The 18,474-nt window shown below is 56.3% G+C and carries 19 protein-coding genes; 5 read left to right on the top strand and 14 right to left on the bottom strand.

Going from position 1 to position 18,474, the window contains the following annotated elements; genetic code table 11:
* Positions 1-46 precede the first annotated feature (46 nt).
* From pabA to ppiA, 3 genes are all read right to left on the bottom strand, one after another.
* Positions 47-610 carry an aminodeoxychorismate synthase component 2 gene (gene pabA, locus BJ885_RS20655; protein ID WP_121932691.1) on the bottom strand — a complete coding sequence of 188 codons (564 nt, stop codon included), beginning with the start codon at positions 608-610 and terminating at the stop codon, positions 47-49.
* Between the two features lie 30 nt (positions 611-640).
* Entirely contained in the window at positions 641-1,225 is a 585-nt protein-coding gene (locus BJ885_RS20650) for a putative adenosine monophosphate-protein transferase Fic (protein ID WP_121932690.1), read from the bottom strand.
* A 106-nt stretch (positions 1,226-1,331) separates the two neighbouring features.
* Positions 1,332-1,904 (bottom strand): peptidylprolyl isomerase A, encoded by a 573-nt coding sequence (gene ppiA, locus BJ885_RS20645; RefSeq protein WP_023309471.1) that lies wholly within the window; start codon positions 1,902-1,904, stop codon positions 1,332-1,334.
* A gap of 278 nt (positions 1,905-2,182) precedes the next feature.
* Here ppiA and tsgA point away from each other — a divergent pair, with 278 nt between their 5' ends.
* Positions 2,183-3,367, top strand: a complete 1,185-nt coding sequence (tsgA, locus tag BJ885_RS20640; RefSeq protein ID WP_121932689.1) for an MFS transporter TsgA — start codon at positions 2,183-2,185, stop codon at positions 3,365-3,367.
* Between the two features lie 3 nt (positions 3,368-3,370).
* Here the strand turns inward: tsgA and BJ885_RS20635 are convergent, their stop codons facing one another.
* Entirely contained in the window at positions 3,371-4,687 is a 1,317-nt protein-coding gene (locus BJ885_RS20635; protein ID WP_121932688.1) for a cytosine deaminase, read from the bottom strand.
* A 239-nt stretch (positions 4,688-4,926) separates the two neighbouring features.
* Between BJ885_RS20635 and nirB the strand changes: the two genes are divergently transcribed.
* The 4 genes from nirB to BJ885_RS20615 all read left to right on the top strand — a co-directional run bounded on the left by nirB (position 4,927) and on the right by BJ885_RS20615 (position 9,615).
* Positions 4,927-7,470 (top strand): nitrite reductase large subunit NirB, encoded by a 2,544-nt coding sequence (nirB, locus tag BJ885_RS20630; RefSeq protein WP_121932687.1) that lies wholly within the window; start codon positions 4,927-4,929, stop codon positions 7,468-7,470.
* On the top strand, positions 7,467-7,793 hold the full coding sequence (gene nirD, locus BJ885_RS20625) for a nitrite reductase small subunit NirD (RefSeq protein ID WP_029740471.1): 327 nt from the start codon (positions 7,467-7,469) through the stop codon (positions 7,791-7,793). Before nirB ends, nirD begins: the two co-directional genes overlap by 4 nt.
* A 134-nt stretch (positions 7,794-7,927) precedes the next feature.
* The gene (gene cysG, locus BJ885_RS20620; RefSeq protein ID WP_121932686.1) at positions 7,928-9,301 is read left to right on the top strand and encodes a siroheme synthase CysG; all 1,374 of its coding nucleotides are present in this window, start codon (positions 7,928-7,930) and stop codon (positions 9,299-9,301) included.
* 143 nt (positions 9,302-9,444) lie between these two features.
* A complete protein-coding gene (locus tag BJ885_RS20615) occupies positions 9,445-9,615 on the top strand; it encodes a YhfL family protein (RefSeq protein WP_008503029.1) in 171 nt (56 codons plus the stop codon).
* Positions 9,616-9,759: 144 nt separating this feature from the next.
* Here the strand turns inward: BJ885_RS20615 and trpS are convergent, their stop codons facing one another.
* The 10 genes from trpS to BJ885_RS20560 form a co-directional block, all read right to left on the bottom strand.
* Positions 9,760-10,764 carry a tryptophan--tRNA ligase gene (trpS, locus tag BJ885_RS20610; protein ID WP_047646834.1) on the bottom strand — a complete coding sequence of 335 codons (1,005 nt, stop codon included), beginning with the start codon at positions 10,762-10,764 and terminating at the stop codon, positions 9,760-9,762.
* Positions 10,757-11,518, bottom strand: a complete 762-nt coding sequence (gene gph / locus BJ885_RS20605; RefSeq protein WP_024907924.1) for a phosphoglycolate phosphatase — start codon at positions 11,516-11,518, stop codon at positions 10,757-10,759. The genes trpS and gph overlap by 8 nt, the downstream gene beginning before the upstream one ends.
* Positions 11,511-12,188, bottom strand: coding sequence for a ribulose-phosphate 3-epimerase (gene rpe / locus BJ885_RS20600; protein WP_024907923.1), 678 nt, complete (start codon positions 12,186-12,188; stop codon positions 11,511-11,513). The genes gph and rpe overlap by 8 nt, the downstream gene beginning before the upstream one ends.
* A 41-nt stretch (positions 12,189-12,229) precedes the next feature.
* Positions 12,230-13,042, bottom strand: coding sequence for an adenine-specific DNA-methyltransferase (dam, locus tag BJ885_RS20595; RefSeq protein WP_023309480.1), 813 nt, complete (start codon positions 13,040-13,042; stop codon positions 12,230-12,232).
* 67 nt (positions 13,043-13,109) lie between these two features.
* Entirely contained in the window at positions 13,110-14,426 is a 1,317-nt protein-coding gene (gene damX / locus BJ885_RS20590; protein WP_121932685.1) for a cell division protein DamX, read from the bottom strand.
* Positions 14,427-14,518: 92 nt separating this feature from the next.
* Positions 14,519-15,607 carry a 3-dehydroquinate synthase gene (aroB, locus tag BJ885_RS20585; protein ID WP_121932684.1) on the bottom strand — a complete coding sequence of 363 codons (1,089 nt, stop codon included), beginning with the start codon at positions 15,605-15,607 and terminating at the stop codon, positions 14,519-14,521.
* 57 nt (positions 15,608-15,664) lie between these two features.
* On the bottom strand, positions 15,665-16,186 hold the full coding sequence (gene aroK, locus BJ885_RS20580; RefSeq protein ID WP_003861630.1) for a shikimate kinase AroK: 522 nt from the start codon (positions 16,184-16,186) through the stop codon (positions 15,665-15,667).
* Positions 16,187-16,472: 286 nt separating this feature from the next.
* Positions 16,473-17,696, bottom strand: a complete 1,224-nt coding sequence (gene hofQ / locus BJ885_RS20570) for a DNA uptake porin HofQ (RefSeq protein ID WP_259467241.1) — start codon at positions 17,694-17,696, stop codon at positions 16,473-16,475.
* Complete coding sequence (locus tag BJ885_RS20565; protein ID WP_047646831.1) at positions 17,623-18,027, bottom strand: HofP DNA utilization family protein; 405 nt, start codon at positions 18,025-18,027, stop codon at positions 17,623-17,625. Before BJ885_RS20565 ends, hofQ begins: the two co-directional genes overlap by 74 nt.
* Positions 18,017-18,472: a HofO gene (locus tag BJ885_RS20560; protein ID WP_121932682.1), complete on the bottom strand. Its 456-nt coding sequence runs from the start codon at positions 18,470-18,472 to the stop codon at positions 18,017-18,019. The genes BJ885_RS20565 and BJ885_RS20560 overlap by 11 nt, the downstream gene beginning before the upstream one ends.
* Between the last annotated feature and the right edge of the window lie 2 nt (positions 18,473-18,474).

Here is an 18,474-nt window from a genome sequence, read left to right as displayed (position 1 = left end):
ATAATCACAAAATATGCATAAAAAATCACAGCAAGGCAACAGATATTCAGCGATTGAGGAAATTCGCCAGCAGCGCGTGCCCCTGCTCGCTGAGGATGCTTTCCGGGTGGAACTGCACGCCTTCGAGGTCCCATTCGCGGTGACGAATCCCCATGATCTCCTGCGTATCGCTCCGGGCGGTCACCTCAAAGCAGTCGGGCAGCGTCGGCGGGTCAATGACCAGGGAATGGTAGCGCGTGACGGTTAACGGATTATTGAGCCCCGTGAATACTCCGGTGCCGGCGTGTGTGACCGGAGAGGTTTTTCCGTGCATCACTTTGGCGGCGCGCACGATAGTGGCACCAAACGCCTGAGCAATCGCCTGATGGCCCAGGCAGACGCCCAGGATCGGCAGCTTTCCGGCATAGTGCTGGATAACATCCAGAGAAATACCCGATTCCGACGGCGTACACGGCCCCGGAGAAATCACGATTTTCTGCGGAGCCAGCATCCCGATATCGGCCAGTCCGATCTCGTCGTTGCGGCGGACAACCACCTCTGCACCCAGTTCACAAAAATACTGGTAAAGGTTCCAGGTGAAGGAATCGTAGTTATCAATCAGCAGAATCATGGCGGCTCCCGAAAAAAATGCCGCCCTATTCTACTCAGATTCCCGCGCTTCGCTCACTACTTTGGCAAAGATAGCGTTTAGCGCGGTTAAATCTCCCGTTGCGCCGCTTCGGTTAGCCGCCACCCACTGGTCGGGATCGATATCGCGCCAGTCCAGCGAGTAGCCCGCGTGGAGCGCCAGCTGCTCGAAGAAAACGCGTTGGGCAATACCGTTGCCGCGCATAAACGGATGCAGCATGTTGATTTCGCAGTAATAGTGGCTAACTCTGTTAACAAACGCCGCTTTCTCAAGACCCACGAGATACTTTTCGCTTTCCAGCGCCGCCATCAGCTCGTTACCCATCTTCTCGATGTATTCGAAATGGCAGAAAGGGATGTCACCCTTAAAAATATCGTCAGTGCGGAACTCACCAGCCCGCTTCATCTCGCTGCGGTACAAATGACGATGAATAAGGCACAGATGGGGCAACCCGGGCGCGGAAGGCCCAAGCTCCAGCGTCTCAATATGGGGGTCTGAGGGACCATTACCTTTTTCAAGGAGACAACTGGCCTGTAAATTGACGTTACGCTGCTGTTCCCAGAGACGGGATTTTTGCTTGTCGGTGAGCTTTTTCACTTAACGCCTCCCTGAATAGTCCGTTTGCCACAAGTATAAGCAGCAAAACGCGCTTTCGCAGGGAGGGTTACAGAACGCGGGCAGGAGAAGCCCGCGTTCAGAAGAATTACGGCAGAACTTTCGCGGAGAGGATAACCACCGGTTTTGACGGCACATTCTGATACGGACCGACGTCGTGAGTAGGCACCTGAGAAATCTTGTCAGCCACGTCCATCCCTTTCACGATTTTACCGAAAACGGCATAGCCGAAGTCGCGCTGACCGTGGTCGAGGAAGGCGTTATCCGCCACGTTCAGGAAGAACTGGCTGGTCGCGCTGTCTTTGTCCGCGGTACGCGCCATGGAGATGGTGCCGCGCTTGTTCAGCAGTCCGTTGTCCGCTTCGTTTTTGATTGGCGGGTTAGGCTGTTTCTGCTGCATCTGCTCGTTGAAGCCGCCGCCCTGCACCATAAAGCCCGGGATCACGCGGTGGAAAGTGGTGTTGTTATAGAAACCACTGTTCACGTAGTCGAGGAAGTTTTTCACGGAAACCGGAGCTTTCTGGCTATTCAGTTCCAGCTCAATGTTCCCGGCGGAGGTGGTCAGCAGAACGTGAGGGTCCCCTTTTGCTGCCAGCGCAGCAGGGGAAACGGCAGAAAGAGCAAACACAGCTGCGACAGCCGCCAGTGTTGATTTGAGCATGAGAATTCCTTAACAAAGCGCAGTATAAAAAGCGAATGGCTTGATTCTAAAGAGCAGTATGAACGGAGACCAGCCTTTTACCTAATTTTACGAAATTGAAACAGTTGTAACCGCGCAAACGGTTGGCTTTCACGCCTTTTTGTGTGATGCAGATCACACAAAACCATGCAATGAACTTCTAATTTCTCTTAAAAGATATGAATGGATCACTTTAATGTCTAAAATCTGCCCGCTCTCAGCGCCCCCTGGGCGATTTTCTTTTTCTGAACAGGCCAGACATGACTAACAGCAATCGCATCAAGCTCACATGGATCAGCTTCTTCTCCTACGCCCTGACCGGCGCGTTGGTGATCGTCACCGGGATGGTGATGGGAAATATCGCAGGCTACTTCCAGCTGCCCGTTTCCAGCATGAGTAATACCTTCACCTTCCTCAACGCGGGGATCCTGATCTCTATCTTCCTGAATGCCTGGCTGATGGAAATCGTCCCGCTGAAAACCCAGCTGCGTTTTGGCTTTGTGCTGATGGTCGCCGCCGTGGCGGGCCTGATGCTGAGCCACAGCATCGCGCTGTTCTCCGCCGCGATGTTTGTGCTGGGTCTGGTCAGCGGGATCACCATGTCGATCGGTACGTTCCTGATTACCCACATGTATGAAGGCCGCCAGCGCGGCGCGCGCCTGCTGTTTACCGACTCCTTCTTCAGCATGGCCGGTATGATTTTCCCGATGGTCGCGGCCGTTCTGCTGGCGCGCAGCATCGAGTGGTACTGGGTCTATGCCTGCATTGGTCTGGTCTACGTGGCGATCTTTATTCTGACCTTCGGCTGCGAGTTCCCGGTGCTGGGCAAGAAAGCGCAAACTACCGCCGAGCCCGTTGCGAAAGAAAAATGGGGCATCGGCGTGCTGTTCCTCTCCGTTGCCGCCCTGTGCTACATCCTGGGCCAGCTGGGCTTTATCTCCTGGGTACCGGAATACGCCAAAGGTCTGGGCATGAGCCTGAACGATGCGGGTCAACTGGTGAGCGATTTCTGGATGTCTTACATGTTCGGCATGTGGGCGTTTAGCTTCATCCTGCGCTTCTTCGACCTGCAGCGCATTCTGACCGTGCTGGCAGGTATGGCGACCGTACTGATGTACCTGTTCATCAACGGTTCACCGGAACATATGCCGTGGTTCATTCTGACCCTGGGCTTCTTCTCCAGCGCCATTTATACCTCGATCATCACCCTGGGTTCGCTGCAGACCAAAGTGGCCTCGCCGAAGCTGGTTAACTTCGTCCTGACCTGCGGCACCATCGGCACCATGCTGACCTTCGTGGTCACTGGCCCGATCGTGGCCCACAGCGGCCCGCTGGCAGCGCTGCACACCGCTAACGGTCTGTATGCCGTGGTGTTCATCATGTGCTTCATCCTGGGCTTCGTGACCCGCCACCGCCAGCACAACGCGGCAGCATCGTCTCACTAACCCTTACGCCCCTTTGCGCTCTGCAGAGGGGCTGTTTCTGGCAAAGCTTACCTCTTCTCCCCCGACATCCGTCTGGATCCACGTCTGCGCCAGCTGCGTCGTGGCAATCACGCGTCCCTGACGAATCGACCAGCGCACCGGCACCTGACAGCGCACCGCTTCAAACCCGCTCTCCGCAGGCAGAATAATCAGGTTCGCCGGGTTACCTGTCTTAATACCGTAATCGCTCAGGCCGAAGGTCCGGGCGCTGTTATGGGTGATGAGATTCAGGCCGCTGTCGATTTGCGGATAGCCCATCATCTGGCAGACGTGCAGCCCCATATGCAGCACCTGCAGCATGTTGCCGGTGCCGAGCGGGTACCACGGGTCGAAGACGTCGTCATGGCCGAAGCAGACGTTAATGCCCGCTTCCTGGAGTTCTTTCACGCGCGTGATGCCGCGGCGCTTCGGATAGTCATCAAAGCGCCCCTGCAGATGAATATTGACCAGCGGGTTAGCGACGAAGTTAATTCCCGACATCTTCAGCAGGCGGAAGAGCCGCGAGGTGTACGCGCCGTTGTAGGAGTGCATGGCGGTGGTGTGGCTGGCCGTCACGCGCGGGCCAATGCCGGCTTCATACGCCAGTGTTGCCACCGTCTCGACAAACCGCGACTGCTCGTCGTCAATTTCATCGCAGTGGATATCCAGCGGACGGTCATACTTCTTCGCCAGTTCAAAAGCGATATGCAGCGACTGCACGCCATACTCGCGGGTGAACTCGAAGTGCGGGATCGCCCCCACCACGTCAGCCCCCAGCCTTAACGCCTCTTCCAGCAGCGCCGCGCCGTTCGGGTAAGAGAGAATACCTTCCTGCGGGAACGCGACGATTTGCAGCGTCACCCACGGGGCAATCTCCTGCTTCACCTCCAGCATCGCCTTCAGGGCGGTGAGCGTCGGGTCGGAGACATCCACATGGGTGCGGACAAACTGGATGCCGTTGGCAATTTGCCACTTCAGCGTTTTCCAGGCGCGCGCTTTGACATCCTCATGGCTGAGCAACGCCTTGCGCTCCGCCCAGCGCTCAATGCCTTCGAACAGCGTGCCGGACTGGTTCCAGTTCGGCTCACCCGCGGTCTGTGTCGTATCAAGATGGATATGCGGCTCAATGAACGGCGGGATCGCAAGCCCGCCGCGCGCGTTCAATACTTCATAACTTTCGGCGTGGGTGTCGTCCATCGGGGTGATGTCACCAAATCGCCCGTTCTCAATGGCAAGCTGCCACAGCCCTTCCCGACCCGGTAAACGAACATTCTGAACAAGCCATAACGGTGTTGTAGACATACCCTTCCCCTAAAAAACGCCGCTGATATTCAGGCGTATCGATTTTGGCAAAACCGCCCCTGATTTGTACACAAATTCAACGAGCACGAAAAGCCTGCGATTTCCGCCACTTATAAAAATCCTGACAAATCAGTCGCATACCACCTAAGGAGTAGGCGAAGACGTATTTGATTTGCATCAATAAGCGCCCCTGCTGAATCGTTAAGGTAGGCAATAATAGAAAAGAAATCGAGGCAATAATGAGCAAAGTCAGACTCGCTATCATCGGTAACGGCATGGTCGGCCACCGCTTTATCGAGGATCTTCTCGATAAGGCCGATGCTGAGCAGTTCGATATTACCGTGTTCTGTGAAGAACCCCGCAAGGCGTACGACCGTGTGCACCTATCTTCCTACTTCTCCCATCATACCGCCGAAGAACTCTCTCTGGTGCGCGAAGGTTTCTACGAGAAGCATGGCGTAAAAGTGCTGGTGGGCGAACGCGCTATCACCATCAACCGTCAGGAAAAAGTGATCCACTCCAGCGCCGGGCGTACGGTTTTTTACGACAAGCTGATCATGGCGACGGGCTCCTATCCGTGGATCCCGCCGATCAAAGGCTCGGAAACTCAGGATTGCTTCGTCTACCGTACCATTGAAGACCTCAACGCCATCGAATCCTGCGCCCGTCGAAGCCGTCGCGGCGCGGTTGTCGGCGGCGGTCTGCTGGGCCTGGAAGCGGCAGGCGCGCTGAAAAACCTCGGCGTTGAAACCCACGTCATCGAATTTGCCCCGATGCTGATGGCCGAACAGCTGGACCACATGGGCGGCGACCAGCTTCGTCGTAAAATCGAAAGCATGGGCGTGAAGGTTCACACCAGCAAGAACACCAAAGAGATCGTTCAGGAAGGGACTGAAGCGCGCAAAACCATGCGCTTTGCCGACGGCAGCGAGCTTGAAGTGGACTTCATCGTCTTCTCCACCGGTATTCGTCCGCGCGACAAGCTGGCGACCCAGTGCGGTCTGGCCGTGGCGCAGCGCGGCGGGATCATGATCAACGACGCCTGCCAGACCTCCGATCCGGATATCTACGCCATCGGCGAATGCGCCAGCTGGAACAACCGCGTCTACGGCCTGGTGGCGCCGGGCTACAAAATGGCGCAGGTCGCCGTGGACCATATCCTCGGCAGCGAAAACGCGTTTACCGGTGCAGACATGAGCGCCAAGCTGAAGCTGCTGGGCGTGGACGTAGGCGGTATTGGCGATGCGCATGGCCGCACCCCGAATTCACGCAGCTATGTCTATCTCGACGAAAGCAAAGAAGTCTACAAACGCCTCATCGTCAGCCAGGACAATAAAACCCTGCTCGGTGCGGTGCTGGTGGGCGACACCAGCGACTTCGGCAACCTGCTCCAGCTGGTGCTGAACGCCATCGAACTGCCGGAAAACCCGGACGCGCTGATCCTCCCGGCGCACGCGTCCAGCGGCAAGCCGTCTATCGGCGTGGATAAACTGCCGGACAGCGCGCAGATTTGCTCCTGCTTCGACGTCACCAAAGGCATGCTGATCTCCGCCATCAACAAAGGTTGCCACACCGTGGCGGCCCTGAAAGCCGAAACCAAAGCCGGAACCGGCTGCGGCGGCTGTATTCCGCTGGTCACTCAGGTGCTGAACGCCGAGCTGGCGAAACAGGGCATCGAAGTGAACAACAACCTGTGCGAGCACTTCGCGTATTCTCGCCAGGAGCTGTACCACCTGATCCGCGTGGAGGGCATTAAGTCCTTCGACGAACTGCTGGCGAAGCACGGCCAGGGCTACGGCTGCGAAGTCTGTAAACCGACCGTCGGCTCCCTGCTGGCCTCCTGCTGGAACGAGTACGTGCTCAAGCCCGAGCATACGCCGCTGCAGGACACCAACGATAACTTCCTGGCAAACATCCAGAAAGACGGCACCTACTCCGTTATTCCACGTTCCGCCGGTGGCGAAATTACGCCGGAAGGGCTGGTGGCCGTGGGCCGTATTGCCCGTGAATTTAACCTGTACACCAAAATCACCGGCTCCCAGCGTATCGGCCTGTTTGGAGCGCAGAAGGACGACCTGCCGGAAATCTGGCGTCAGCTGATTGAAGCGGGCTTCGAAACCGGCCACGCGTACGCCAAAGCGCTGCGCATGGCGAAAACCTGCGTGGGGAGCACCTGGTGCCGCTACGGCGTCGGCGACAGCGTGGGCTTCGGCGTGGAGCTGGAGAACCGCTACAAAGGCATCCGCACCCCGCACAAAATGAAGTTTGGCGTCTCCGGCTGTACCCGCGAATGTGCGGAAGCGCAGGGTAAAGACGTGGGTATCATCGCCACCGAGAAAGGCTGGAACCTGTACGTCTGCGGCAACGGCGGGATGAAGCCACGCCATGCGGACCTGCTGGCGGCGGATCTCGATCGCGACACGCTGATTCAGTATCTCGACCGCTTCATGATGTTCTACATCCGTACCGCCGATAAGCTGACCCGTACCGCTTCCTGGCTCGATAATCTGGAAGGCGGCATCGATTACCTGAAATCGGTGATCATCGACGACAAGCTGGGCCTGAACGAACATCTGGAAGCCGAGATGACACGCCTTCGCGAGGCGGTGATCTGCGAGTGGACGGAAACCGTCAACACCCCGGCGGCGCAGACGCGCTTCAAACACTTTATCAACAGCACCCAGCGCGACCCGAACGTACAGGTTATGCCGGAGCGTGAACAGCATCGTCCGGCGACACCGTATGAGCGTATTCCGGTGACGCTGGTGGAGGAAAACGCATGAGCCAGTGGATAAATATTTGCGATATTAACGACATCATCCCCGCCACCGGCGTGTGCGCGCTGCTGGGCAAAGAACAGGTCGCGATTTTCCGCCCTCGCCACGATGAACAGGTTTTTGCCATCAGCAATATCGACCCGTTCTTCGAGGCTAGCGTACTCTCCCGCGGCTTGATTGCCGAGCATCAGGGGGAGCTGTGGGTCGCCAGTCCGCTGAAAAAGCAGCGTTTCCGCTTAAGCGACGGGTACTGCATGGAAGATGAGAGTCATTCAGTGAAGCACTATGACGTTCGCGTGAAGGACGGCAAGGTGCAGCTGAAAGGCTAATCCCCCGCCTTTTTAATACGAAAGCTTATGACCCCTTATGGGTAACGGCAGGAAAAACCGTATGTTTTGTACGATTCCTGCTGTTATCCTGACGTCAATTCTTACCCCCTCCATGAAAGCTGCGAGGTAATGTCGTGGATCACCTGCCGATTTTTTGTCAATTACGCAACCGCGACTGCCTGCTCGTGGGCGGCGGCGACGTGGCTGAACGCAAAGCTCGCCTGCTGTTAGAGGCTGGCGCCCGGCTCACCGTCAACGCCCTCACCTTCGCCCCACAGTTTGAGGTCTGGGCCCAGGAAGGGATGCTTACGCTGGAACAGGGTGAGTTTAATGAATCCCTGCTGGATACCTGCTGGCTGACCATTGCCGCAACGGATGATGATGAAGTGAACCAGCGCATCAGCGACGCCTGCGAAGCGCGCCGAATCTTCTGCAACGTGGTGGATGCGCCGAAAGAGGCCAGCTTTATCATGCCGTCGATTATCGACCGCTCGCCGCTGATAATTGCGGTGTCGTCCGGCGGACGCTCGCCGGTTCTCGCCCGCCTGCTGCGGGAAAAACTGGAGGCCCTGTTGCCCCAGCATCTTGGTCAGATTGCCCATTACGCCGGGCAGTTGCGTTCCCGCGTGAAGCAAACCTTTTCCACCGTGGGCGAGCGTCGTCGCTTCTGGGAAAAATTCTTTGTGAACGACAGGCTGGCGCAGTCGCTGGCCAATCAGGACACCAAAGCCGTTGAAGAGACAACCGAACAGCTCCTGAGCGAGCCGCTGGACCATCGCGGCGAAGTGGTGCTGGTGGGCGCAGGCCCCGGCGATGCGGGCTTGCTGACGCTGAAAGGGCTACAGCAGATCCAGCAGGCCGATACCGTGGTTTACGATCGCCTGGTCTCCGATGACATCATGAACCTGGTACGCCGCGATGCCGACCGCGTATTCGTTGGAAAACGGGCGGGCTATCACTGCGTGCCGCAGGAGGAGATTAACCAGATCCTGCTGCGCGAGGCGCAGAAAGGTAAGCGCGTGGTGCGCCTTAAGGGTGGCGATCCGTTTATCTTTGGTCGCGGCGGCGAGGAGCTGGAAACCCTGTGTGACGCGGGCATTCCGTTCTCCGTGGTGCCGGGCATTACGGCGGCATCCGGCTGCTCAGCTTACTCTGGCATTCCGCTGACCCACCGCGACTATGCCCAGAGCGTGCGTCTGGTGACGGGCCATATGAAAACCGGCAGCGAGCTGGACTGGCATAACCTGGCCGCGGAAAAGCAGACGCTGGTCTTCTACATGGGGCTGAACCAGGCCGCGACGATTCAGGCGAAGCTGCTGGAGCACGGCATGGAGGCTGATATGCCGGTTGCGCTGGTGGAAAACGGTACGTCCATCAAGCAACGCGTAGTGGATGGTGTACTGACGCAGCTCGGTGAACTGGCTCAGCAGGTCGAAAGCCCGGCGCTGATTGTGGTGGGTCGCGTGGTTGAACTGCGCGATAAGCTGAACTGGTTCTCAAATCACTAACGCATATTCTTCCTTTGCGGAGTAGTCCTTATGCGGACTACTCCCCTCTTACCGCTGTCGATAACATACCGCCCCGAAGTGGAATTTCTCCCTTTATTCCCTTGAGTTACATCCAACTTTCGTTTTTAAGACAAGGAATGCGTATGTTCAAACTGGCAAAAGCCGCCGTTCTGGTTGGCCTGTTATCGACTCTGACTGCCTGTACCGGTCATGTACAGAACACCAAAAATAACTGCAGCTACGATTACCTGCTGCACCCGGCGATCTCCATTTCGAAGATCATCGGCGGTTGCGGCCCGGCGGCGCAGCAGTAAGCGATTTTCAGGCGTAAAAAAACCGGGGCTTTCCCGGTTTTTTTGTTTAGGAAAGTGCGGTCTGATGCCCTCACCCTGACCCTCTCCCTGTGGGAGAGGGAACAAACCCTAAAAACGGTAACGTAGTTACCGTTTTGCTTTTACCTACGGTTTACCCACAAACCCAATCGCTTCGTACACCGCTTTCAGAGTTTCGGACGCGCGCGCGCTGGCTTTTTCCGCGCCCTCTTTCATCACCTTCTGCAGGAAAGCTTCGTCGTTACGGTAGCGGTGATAACGCTCCTGAAGCTCGGTCAGCATGCCGGAAACGGCGTCTGCCACTTCACCTTTCAGGTGGCCGTACATCTTACCTTCGAAGTGTTTTTCCAGTTCAGGAATGCTCTGGCCAGTCACGCCGGAGAGAATATCCAGCAGGTTGGAAACGCCCGCTTTGTTCTGCACGTCGTAGCGCACCACAGGCGGCTCGTCGGAGTCGGTGACCGCGCGCTTGAGCTTTTTGACGACGGATTTCGGATCTTCCAGCAGGCCGATAACGTTGTTGCGGTTATCGTCAGACTTGGACATCTTCTTAGTCGGCTCCAGCAGCGACATCACGCGCGCGCCGGACTTCGGAATAAACGGCTCTGGCACTTTGAACACATCGCCGTAAATCGCATTAAAGCGCTGGGCGATATCGCGGCTCAGCTCCAGGTGCTGTTTCTGGTCTTCACCCACCGGCACCTGGTTGGTTTGATACAGCAGGATGTCCGCCGCCATCAGCACCGGATAGTCGAACAGACCGGCGTTGATGTTTTCAGAGTAGCGTGCGGATTTATCCTTGAACTGCGTCATGCGGCTCAGCTCGCCGAAATAGGTGTAGCAGTTCAGCGCCCAGCCCAGCTGCGCGTGCTCCGGCACGTGAGACTGAACGAAAATGGTGCTCTTCTCAGGATCGATGCCGCAGGCCAGGTACAGCGCCAGGGTGTCCAGGGTGGCTTTACGCAGCTTCTCAGGATCCTGACGCGCGGTAATCGCATGGAGATCGACGATGCAGTAAATGCAATGGTACTCATCCTGCATGCTGACCCACTGACGTAACGCACCCATGTAGTTACCAATGGTCAATTCACCTGAAGGCTGTGCGCCACTAAAAACGATGGGCTTAGTCATTATTCAATTCCTGATGTTCACTGTGCGAAAGCCCGAGTGCGGGCAACAAATCTTTGAAGTGGTCGAAGACCACATCCGGCTCACTTAGCGTGATGGCCTCACCGTAGTTGTAGCCATAGGTTAATCCGACGGAAGGACATCCTGCCGCTCGGGCAGCCAGAATATCATTGCGCGAATCCCCGACAAAGAGCAGCTCCGCAGGGGTTAAGGATAATTTTCCTGCCACCAGCAACAGCGGTTCCGGATGCGGCTTTTTGTTCTGCACGTCGTCGCCGCCCACAATCACGGAGAAATACTTCGCGATATCGAGCGCTTCCAGCAGAGGCGCAACGAACGGCGTCGGTTTGTTGGTCACCAGCCCCAGCGGGATGCCCTTCGCGTGCAGCGCGCTCAGCGTTTCCTGAACGTCCGGGAACAGGAAGCTGCCCTCCTCGACGGTCTCTTCGTAGAAACGATCGAACAGTTTGCGCAGAATCCGCAGCTGCTCATCCTTAGGGATGTCAGCATGGTCAACGCTCGGTTTACCCTGCGCGGAACGCTGCGACGCGCGCTCCTGACGCGCCCACGTCAACGCGCGCTCCATCAGAACATCGGCGCCGTTGCCAATCCACGTTACCACGCGCTCTTCACCCGCAACGGGGAGTTCAAGTGCATACAGCGCCTGGTCTACGGCGCTCGTTAAGCCCGGCGCGCTGTCGACCAGCGTGCCGTCGAGGTCGAATGCCACACCCCGAATTGCCTGCAATTTATCCATGACTTACCTTCGCCAGCTCACGGCGCATTTCATCAATGACTTTTTTGTAATCCGGCTGGTCGAAAATTGCCGAACCTGCAACGAACATATCCGCGCCGGCTGCCGCAATTTCACCAATGTTATTCACTTTCACCCCGCCGTCCACTTCCAGACGAATATCGTAACCTGACTCATCAATACGACGGCGCACTTCACGCAGCTTATCCAGCGTGTGGGGGATAAACGACTGACCGCCGAAACCCGGGTTAACGGACATCAGCAGGATCACGTCCAGCTTGTCCATGACATAGTCAAGATAGCTCAGCGGCGTGGCCGGGTTAAACACCAGCCCCGCTTTACAGCCGTTCTCTTTGATCAGCTGCAGCGTGCGGTCTACGTGTTCAGAGGCTTCCGGATGGAAAGTGATGATGCTGGCACCCGCTGCGGCGAAGTCAGGCACGATGCGATCGACAGGCTTCACCATCAGGTGAACGTCGATCGGCGCGGTAATGCCATAGTTACGTAATGCCTTCAGCACCATTGGGCCAATGGTCAGATTCGGGACGTAGTGGTTGTCCATAACGTCGAAATGGACGACATCTGCGCCAGCCGCGAGAGCTTTGGCGGTGTCTTCACCCAGGCGGGCAAAATCGGCCGACAGAATTGAGGGAGCAATCAAAAACTGTTTCATCCGCTTCTCCTTGAAATGTGTTTACCGGCGGGCAAAACGGCTCAGGGGCGATAAAGAGCCAGAAGTTCGTCCACCTTTTTACGTGTGCCGCCGTTGCTGCTAATGCTACGCCGCACTTTGACCTGAAAATGCTTCGCGGCTTTGTACCATTCGCGCGTATCAGGCGTGTCGTGATTCGAAATTAACACCGGAATTCTTTTGCTGACCAGCTTTTCCGCCATCTCCGCCAGACGAGCCTGTTCGGCCGGGCTGAAGCTGTTAGTGTGATAAGCGGTGAAATTCGCCGTTGCAGACAGTGGTGCGTAAGGCGGGTCACAGTAAACCACCGAGTTTACGCCTGCCAGTTCCATACACTCTTCATAGGAGAGGCAATGAAACTCTGCGTTCTGCGCTTTTTCGGCAAAATGATACAGCTCGTCCTGCGGGAAATACGGGCGCTTATAGCGACCAAACGGCACGTTAAATTCCCCGCGCAGGTTATAGCGGCACAGGCCGTTGTAACCATGTCGGTTGAGATAGAGGAACAGCAGCGCTCTGCGGAACGGATCCTGGCTCTGATTAAACTCAGTGCGGAACTGGTAGTAAACGTCCGGGTGATTATTCTCCGGCGTAAACAGTTTGCGCGCCTCTGCGACATACTCTTCGGTACGCAGCTTAACAATGTTATAGAGGCTGATAAGGTCGTTGTTGATATCCGCCAGGATATAACGAGAAAAATCGGTGTTGAGGAACACCGATCCCGCACCCACGAAAGGCTCGATTAGACACTCGCCTTTTGGCAGGTGCTTTTTAATATCATCGAGCAGGGGGTATTTCCCCCCTGCCCATTTCAGAAAAGCGCGATTTTTTTTCATGCTGACTAACTGATTACACCTTCTCCGGCTGTGGAGAACGCTCCGACAGCATCCTGCGCTTTAAACATTACTTCAGATCGGCCTGAACCTGATGAATCGGCTTCGCCCACGGGTTTTTCGCCTGAACATCAGCTGGCAGTGCCGCTACGGCACGTTTCGCTTCATCTTTAGACGCATAAACGCCGCTGACCAGCACATACCACGGTTGACCGTTACGGGTCGTCTGATAAACAACATAGTTTTTCAGATTTGATTTCTTCGCCCAGCTGTTGAGGTTGTCATAGTTAGACGAACTGCTCAGCTGCAGCGTGTAGTTGCTGGATGGCGCAGACTTCAGCGAGCCAACGTTACCTGCCGTTTTGCCTGCGGCGCTGCTGGAGGCTGTTGCCGTGGCTGCTGGAGCCGTTGCTGCAGGCGCAGCTGTGGCAGCCGGTGCCGCTGTGGTCGCCGTTGCTTTCGGCGCGGTCTGCGTGACTGGCGCTTTAGCAGGCTCGCTCACCGCAGCCGTTTCGGTGTGTTTCGGCTGTGCCGGTACGGCTTTCACTTCAGGCGCTTTGACGACTGCCTGAGGTTTGGTTTCACGCTTAGGCTCAATGACCGCCTGCTTACGTTCAGGACGCGTCGCAGTTTGCGTCTGTCGCGGTTTGGTTTCCGTCGCAGCCGTTTGTGGCTGAGCGTTACCACCGCGAATCGGGGCAACGGTTGCCGGCTCGGTTGGCAGCGTAGAGTTAACCACGACGTTATCAACCTGCTGCTGGTTCTGCGGCTGCGTCAGCGCATTGTTCAGATCTCCCTGAACTTCTACGCGCTGCTGGCCTTCAGGCGTGGCAGGTGCCTGACCCTGAGCAGGGGTTGAAGAAACGGGCGGCAGAGAAACATCCTGCGGCGCTGTGGAGTTACCTGCGGTCTGCTCTGCGGAAGTCGCACCCGGTGCAGGCTGTGCGCCATTCGCCTGATTGGTCGCATCGTTCCCGGACAGGTTGATGCTCTTCTCAGCGGAAGCAGTTTGCTCGGTTGAGTTCGTTGACGGTGCTTTAAGCGCGGAGCCAATGCCGACAATCAGCAGCACAAGCACCAGAACGCCAAGGCCCATCATAATATACTGGCGGGAAGCCGGTTTCGGCGCAGCGGCTTTTTTACGTTTACGCGGGCGACGCTCTACAGGCTGTTCGTCCATTGAATCTTCTTCGGACTCATAATCCTCTTCTGCTCGCTCTTCGTGCGCGTTGCGGCTGCGCGAAGGGCGACGATCGTCTGCATCCAGATCAACATCGTCAAAGTTGATCTGCGGCTCGTTATCACGTTCTGAAGATTGACGAGAACGACCAGTACGACGATCGCTGGGATCGGGTTTCAGCTCGTCTTCTGGTTTGAATTCATCCATTTAACACCCCACTCAAAGGCTTATGCTAACGACTTTGCATTTCACCTGAAGCTAAACGACCACCTGCGACAGTGGCCTGACCTTTCTAGTTGTTACGCCTGCTGACAATCAGCGATAGCGCCAAGAACGACATCGTGCGGCACTCCGCCGCGCACTTCACTCTTCCCTATTGCAAGCGGGAGTACAAGACGCATCTCACCTGCCAATACTTTTTTATCGCGCATCATGTGGGGTAAATACGCTTGCGCCGACATCTCCTGCGGCCCGCTTACCGGCAAACCTGCACGTTCAAGCAGCGCAATGATGCGTGCCGTCTCTTCAGGTTTAAACTGCCCCAGACGTTCAGAGGTGCGGGCTGCCATGACCATACCGGCCGCGACGGCTTCACCGTGCAGCCAGTTGCCATAACCCATCTCGGCTTCAATGGCATGGCCAAACGTATGCCCAAGATTCAGTAAAGCACGTAAGCCCGTTTCACGCTCGTCTGCTGCAACAACTTCTGCTTTCAGTTCACAACAACGACGAATGCAGTATGCCAGTTTAGCCTCATCCAGGCACAGCAGCGCATCCATATTCTCTTCAAGCCAGCTAAAGAACTCGCCATCGAGAATAATGCCGTATTTGATCACTTCCGCCAGACCTGAAGCCAGTTCGCGCTTCGGCAGCGTTTTTAGACAGTCGAGATCCACCACCACCGATGCGGGCTGGTAGAACGCGCCAATCATGTTTTTGCCGAGCGGATGGTTGACTGCCGTTTTGCCACCCACAGAGGAGTCGACCTGGGACAGCAACGTGGTCGGGATTTGAATAAAACGGACGCCACGTTGATAGCTTGCGGCCGCAAAGCCGGTCAGATCGCCCACAACACCGCCGCCCAGGGCAAGCAGTGTTGTATCGCGACCGTGCGGTTTTTGCAGCAATGCGGTAAAGACGGTATCCAGTACCGTCAGGCTTTTATACTGCTCGCCATCGGGGAGAATCACACTGTCGACTTTTACGCCCGCCTGCTCAAGCAGGTGGCGTACGCGGTCGAGATAAAGCGGAGCCAGCGTCTCATTGGTGACCAGCATCGCCTGATCACCCGCTTTCAGTGGTAAAAAGGAAGCTGGGTCGTTAAACAAACCAGCCGCGATGGTGATAGGGTAACTACGTTCCCCGAGAGTAACTGTAATCCTCTCCATGACGCGACATCCACCTTTAATGCTTTTACCCGCAGGCGAGTGTATATAAAGCCAGAATCAGTTGCTTTCCAGCATATGAATAATCTGGTTTGCAACCACTTTAGCGCTCTGGTCGTCAGTACGAATGGTCACGTCGGCAATCTCTTCATACAGCGGATTGCGTTCATCGGCCAACGCTTCCAGAACTTCGCGTGGTGGCGTTTCAACCTGCAGCAGCGGGCGCTTTTTATCGCGCTGCGTACGTGCCAGCTGTTTCTCGATGGTCGTCTCAAGATAGACCACTACGCCACGGGCGGAGAGACGGTTACGGGTTTCGCGAGATTTCACAGAACCGCCGCCTGTTGCCAGAACGATGCCCTGTTTTTCCGTGAGTTCGTTGATCACTTTTTCTTCTCGGTCACGGAAACCTTCTTCGCCTTCTACATCGAAAACCCAGCCCACATCAGCTCCGGTTCGTTTCTCAATCTCTTGATCAGAATCGTAAAATTCCATATTGAGTTGTTGAGCTAACTGACGCCCAATAGTGCTTTTGCCGGCACCCATAGGCCCAACCAGAAAGATATTGCGTTTCTCTGCCATTTTATCGGTACTACTAAGACTATTCGTTAATGGTAATCCCCGCTTCGCAGACACCCAGCGTAGCAGGACATGAACTGAAACCTCATATGCAATAGAGCGAGAGTCAGACTAAAAATTATCTCAATACTCCGGCTTGTTTGGCAACTGATTAAATCACCGCGTCGGGCGCATAAGGTAATAAGACGTAAGTCCAACTCAAATCGGTACTCCTTGTATGCTAATTCATGCCCCACGTCAAACATCTGCAACAAACTGAATGCAAAATCATTGCGGGGATCGTTACCCGTCAGCGAATACCGACCAGACGTGGCGTAATAAACACCACTAGCTCGCGCCGTTCATTATCCTTACCATCATGGCGAAAAAGCTGCCCAAGCCAGGGGATTTTCCCCAGCCCCGGCACGCTGTCGCTGCCGGTTTTGTTCTTCTGCGAAAAAATTCCACCCAATGCCAGCGTTTCTCCACTTTTTACCTCCACCTGGGTTTCTATCTCCTGTTTGTCGATAGCCAGCGTTTCGCCGTCAGCCTGCTGCAGAACCTGTCCCGGCATATTTTCGCTGATGTGCAATTTCAGGCGCACGCGCCCTCCCGGTAAGACCACCGGTGTGACCTCCATCCCTAATACCGCCTCCTTAAACTCAACGGAGGTGGCGCCGCTTTCACCGCTTGAGACCTGATACGGGATTTCACTCCCCTGCTTGATGCTGGCCGGCTGCATATGCGAGGCCAGCAGCCGCGGGCTGGCGATGATATCGACCTGCTGTTTTTGCTCCAGCGCAGAGAGCTCCAGATCCAGCAGCCGACCATTGATCCGTCCGATGTTAAAACCCACGTGGCTGGTGGCGCTGGCGACGGAAAGATCGCTGCCAAGCGTGGTGAGCTGGCCAACCTTGCCCGCGTCGGCGGCGTCGGCGAGATTCCACTTCACCCCCAGCTCACGCAGGCTTTTTTCATTAATGGTCACAATATGCGCCGCCAGCTCGACCTGTTCGACGGGAATATCCATCTGAGCGGCCCAGCGCTGCAGCGTCTCCACCACCGTCTGGTTATCCCGAATCAGCAGCCGGTTGGTGCGTTTGTCGAGAGACAAACTTCCCTTGGGGCTCAGGAGCTTTTCCGCGTCTTTTTGCAGCTCTCCGGCATCGGCATAGGAAAAAGCGATGCCGTGAGACACCAGCGGCGCATCAAGCTGTCGACGCGCTCGCTCCTGTTCTGAGCGCTCCTGCTGTTCACGCTGCCAGGCCGCTGTGTGCACGTAAAAAATGCCGCCTTCCTCTCGCAAAACGAGGCCAGCGCTGGTGACAACCGTCTGTAACGCCTGCCGCCAAGGAACGCGCGTCAGGTTAAGCGAAAGCGTGCCGCCGACATCAGGCGATATCACCAGATTTCGGTTCTCCTGTGCAACCAGGCTCTGCAGCACCTGGACTACAGGCACGTCATCCACCACCAGCGTGACCGGTTTTGGCGCGGCGGCCCACAGCGGATGGCTGAACGCCAGCAGCCACAGCATTATCCGTAAATTCATTCTTATTCGTTCCTTCTCGTTGCCACGTCCATTTTCCTGGTTCACATGTGTCACCCACATCAACAACCAGTTCCGTTTCATTGATGGCTGTTATCGTCCAGCCTGCCGGGAAGCGCTCATGCGTTTTCAGGCGGTACCAGCGCTTTTGCCCATCCTGTAAAATGCCGATAGCCTGCTGCCCTCCCACCATGCCGCGATAGCGCCACTGCGCCAGCTCGCCAATGGCGCAGGGATCGTCCGGCGGACGAAACGGATCGCGCATGCCGGTCAATAGCAGCGCTGAGCAAACCAGCAAATATCGCGCGCTATTTCGCATGTTCCAGCTCCAGCCGCAGGCGCAGCGCTGTACCTTGTGGTGCAATCGCGAAAGCGGCGATCTGCACATCCCGCTGCGCCAGCCGGGAAAAAAGCGCCGGGAGAGCCTGCCACTCCACCTCCAGCATCAGTTCCCCTCCGTTCTGCAGCGGCTTCCAGTGAACCAGCGTCGCGTTATCGTCCTGAAAATCGAGCGGGGAAAACGGCGTCAGCGCCAGTGTGTCCGTTGTTTCCGGACGAAACGGCACCTTTCTGACGGCAGACCATAGCGCCGCGTTCGTCCTCGCGTCCTGAATCAGCTGTCGCTGTCGTTCAGCACACTGCCTGTCTAGCAGTGTGAGCAAGGTGCCCCATGCGGCCAGTCCTGCCAGGAGACTCCCCATACACCAAAAAAGCACCCGATACCAGGGACGGCTTTCGCACCAGCGTTCTAACAGGGTACCCATGC

The organism is Enterobacter sp. WP_7_1 (assembly GCF_003688535.1).
GTDB lineage: Bacteria > Pseudomonadota > Gammaproteobacteria > Enterobacterales > Enterobacteriaceae > Enterobacter > Enterobacter asburiae.
Note: the sequence above shows the minus strand (reverse complement) of the source record. Positions and strands in the feature narration are given on the sequence as shown.

What these genes read in the sequence shown, in the direction of transcription:
- pabA (WP_121932691.1), bottom strand. Translation starts at nt 610, where the DNA reads ATGATTCTGCTGATTGATAACTACGATTCCTTCACCTGGAACCTTTAC.
- ppiA (WP_023309471.1), bottom strand. Translation starts at nt 1,904, where the DNA reads ATGCTCAAATCAACACTGGCGGCTGTCGCAGCTGTGTTTGCTCTTTCT.
- tsgA (WP_121932689.1), top strand. Translation starts at nt 2,183, where the DNA reads ATGACTAACAGCAATCGCATCAAGCTCACATGGATCAGCTTCTTCTCC.
- BJ885_RS20635 (WP_121932688.1), bottom strand. Translation starts at nt 4,687, where the DNA reads ATGTCTACAACACCGTTATGGCTTGTTCAGAATGTTCGTTTACCGGGT.
- nirB (WP_121932687.1), top strand. Translation starts at nt 4,927, where the DNA reads ATGAGCAAAGTCAGACTCGCTATCATCGGTAACGGCATGGTCGGCCAC.
- nirD (WP_029740471.1), top strand. Translation starts at nt 7,467, where the DNA reads ATGAGCCAGTGGATAAATATTTGCGATATTAACGACATCATCCCCGCC.
- BJ885_RS20615 (WP_008503029.1), top strand. Translation starts at nt 9,445, where the DNA reads ATGTTCAAACTGGCAAAAGCCGCCGTTCTGGTTGGCCTGTTATCGACT.
- trpS (WP_047646834.1), bottom strand. Translation starts at nt 10,764, where the DNA reads ATGACTAAGCCCATCGTTTTTAGTGGCGCACAGCCTTCAGGTGAATTG.
- gph (WP_024907924.1), bottom strand. Translation starts at nt 11,518, where the DNA reads ATGGATAAATTGCAGGCAATTCGGGGTGTGGCATTCGACCTCGACGGC.
- rpe (WP_024907923.1), bottom strand. Translation starts at nt 12,188, where the DNA reads ATGAAACAGTTTTTGATTGCTCCCTCAATTCTGTCGGCCGATTTTGCC.
- dam (WP_023309480.1), bottom strand. Translation starts at nt 13,042, where the DNA reads ATGAAAAAAAATCGCGCTTTTCTGAAATGGGCAGGGGGGAAATACCCC.
- damX (WP_121932685.1), bottom strand. Translation starts at nt 14,426, where the DNA reads ATGGATGAATTCAAACCAGAAGACGAGCTGAAACCCGATCCCAGCGAT.
- aroB (WP_121932684.1), bottom strand. Translation starts at nt 15,607, where the DNA reads ATGGAGAGGATTACAGTTACTCTCGGGGAACGTAGTTACCCTATCACC.
- aroK (WP_003861630.1), bottom strand. Translation starts at nt 16,186, where the DNA reads ATGGCAGAGAAACGCAATATCTTTCTGGTTGGGCCTATGGGTGCCGGC.
- hofQ (WP_259467241.1), bottom strand. Translation starts at nt 17,696, where the DNA reads ATGCTGTGGCTGCTGGCGTTCAGCCATCCGCTGTGGGCCGCCGCGCCA.
- BJ885_RS20565 (WP_047646831.1), bottom strand. Translation starts at nt 18,027, where the DNA reads ATGCGAAATAGCGCGCGATATTTGCTGGTTTGCTCAGCGCTGCTATTG.
- BJ885_RS20560 (WP_121932682.1), bottom strand. Translation starts at nt 18,472, where the DNA reads ATGGGTACCCTGTTAGAACGCTGGTGCGAAAGCCGTCCCTGGTATCGG.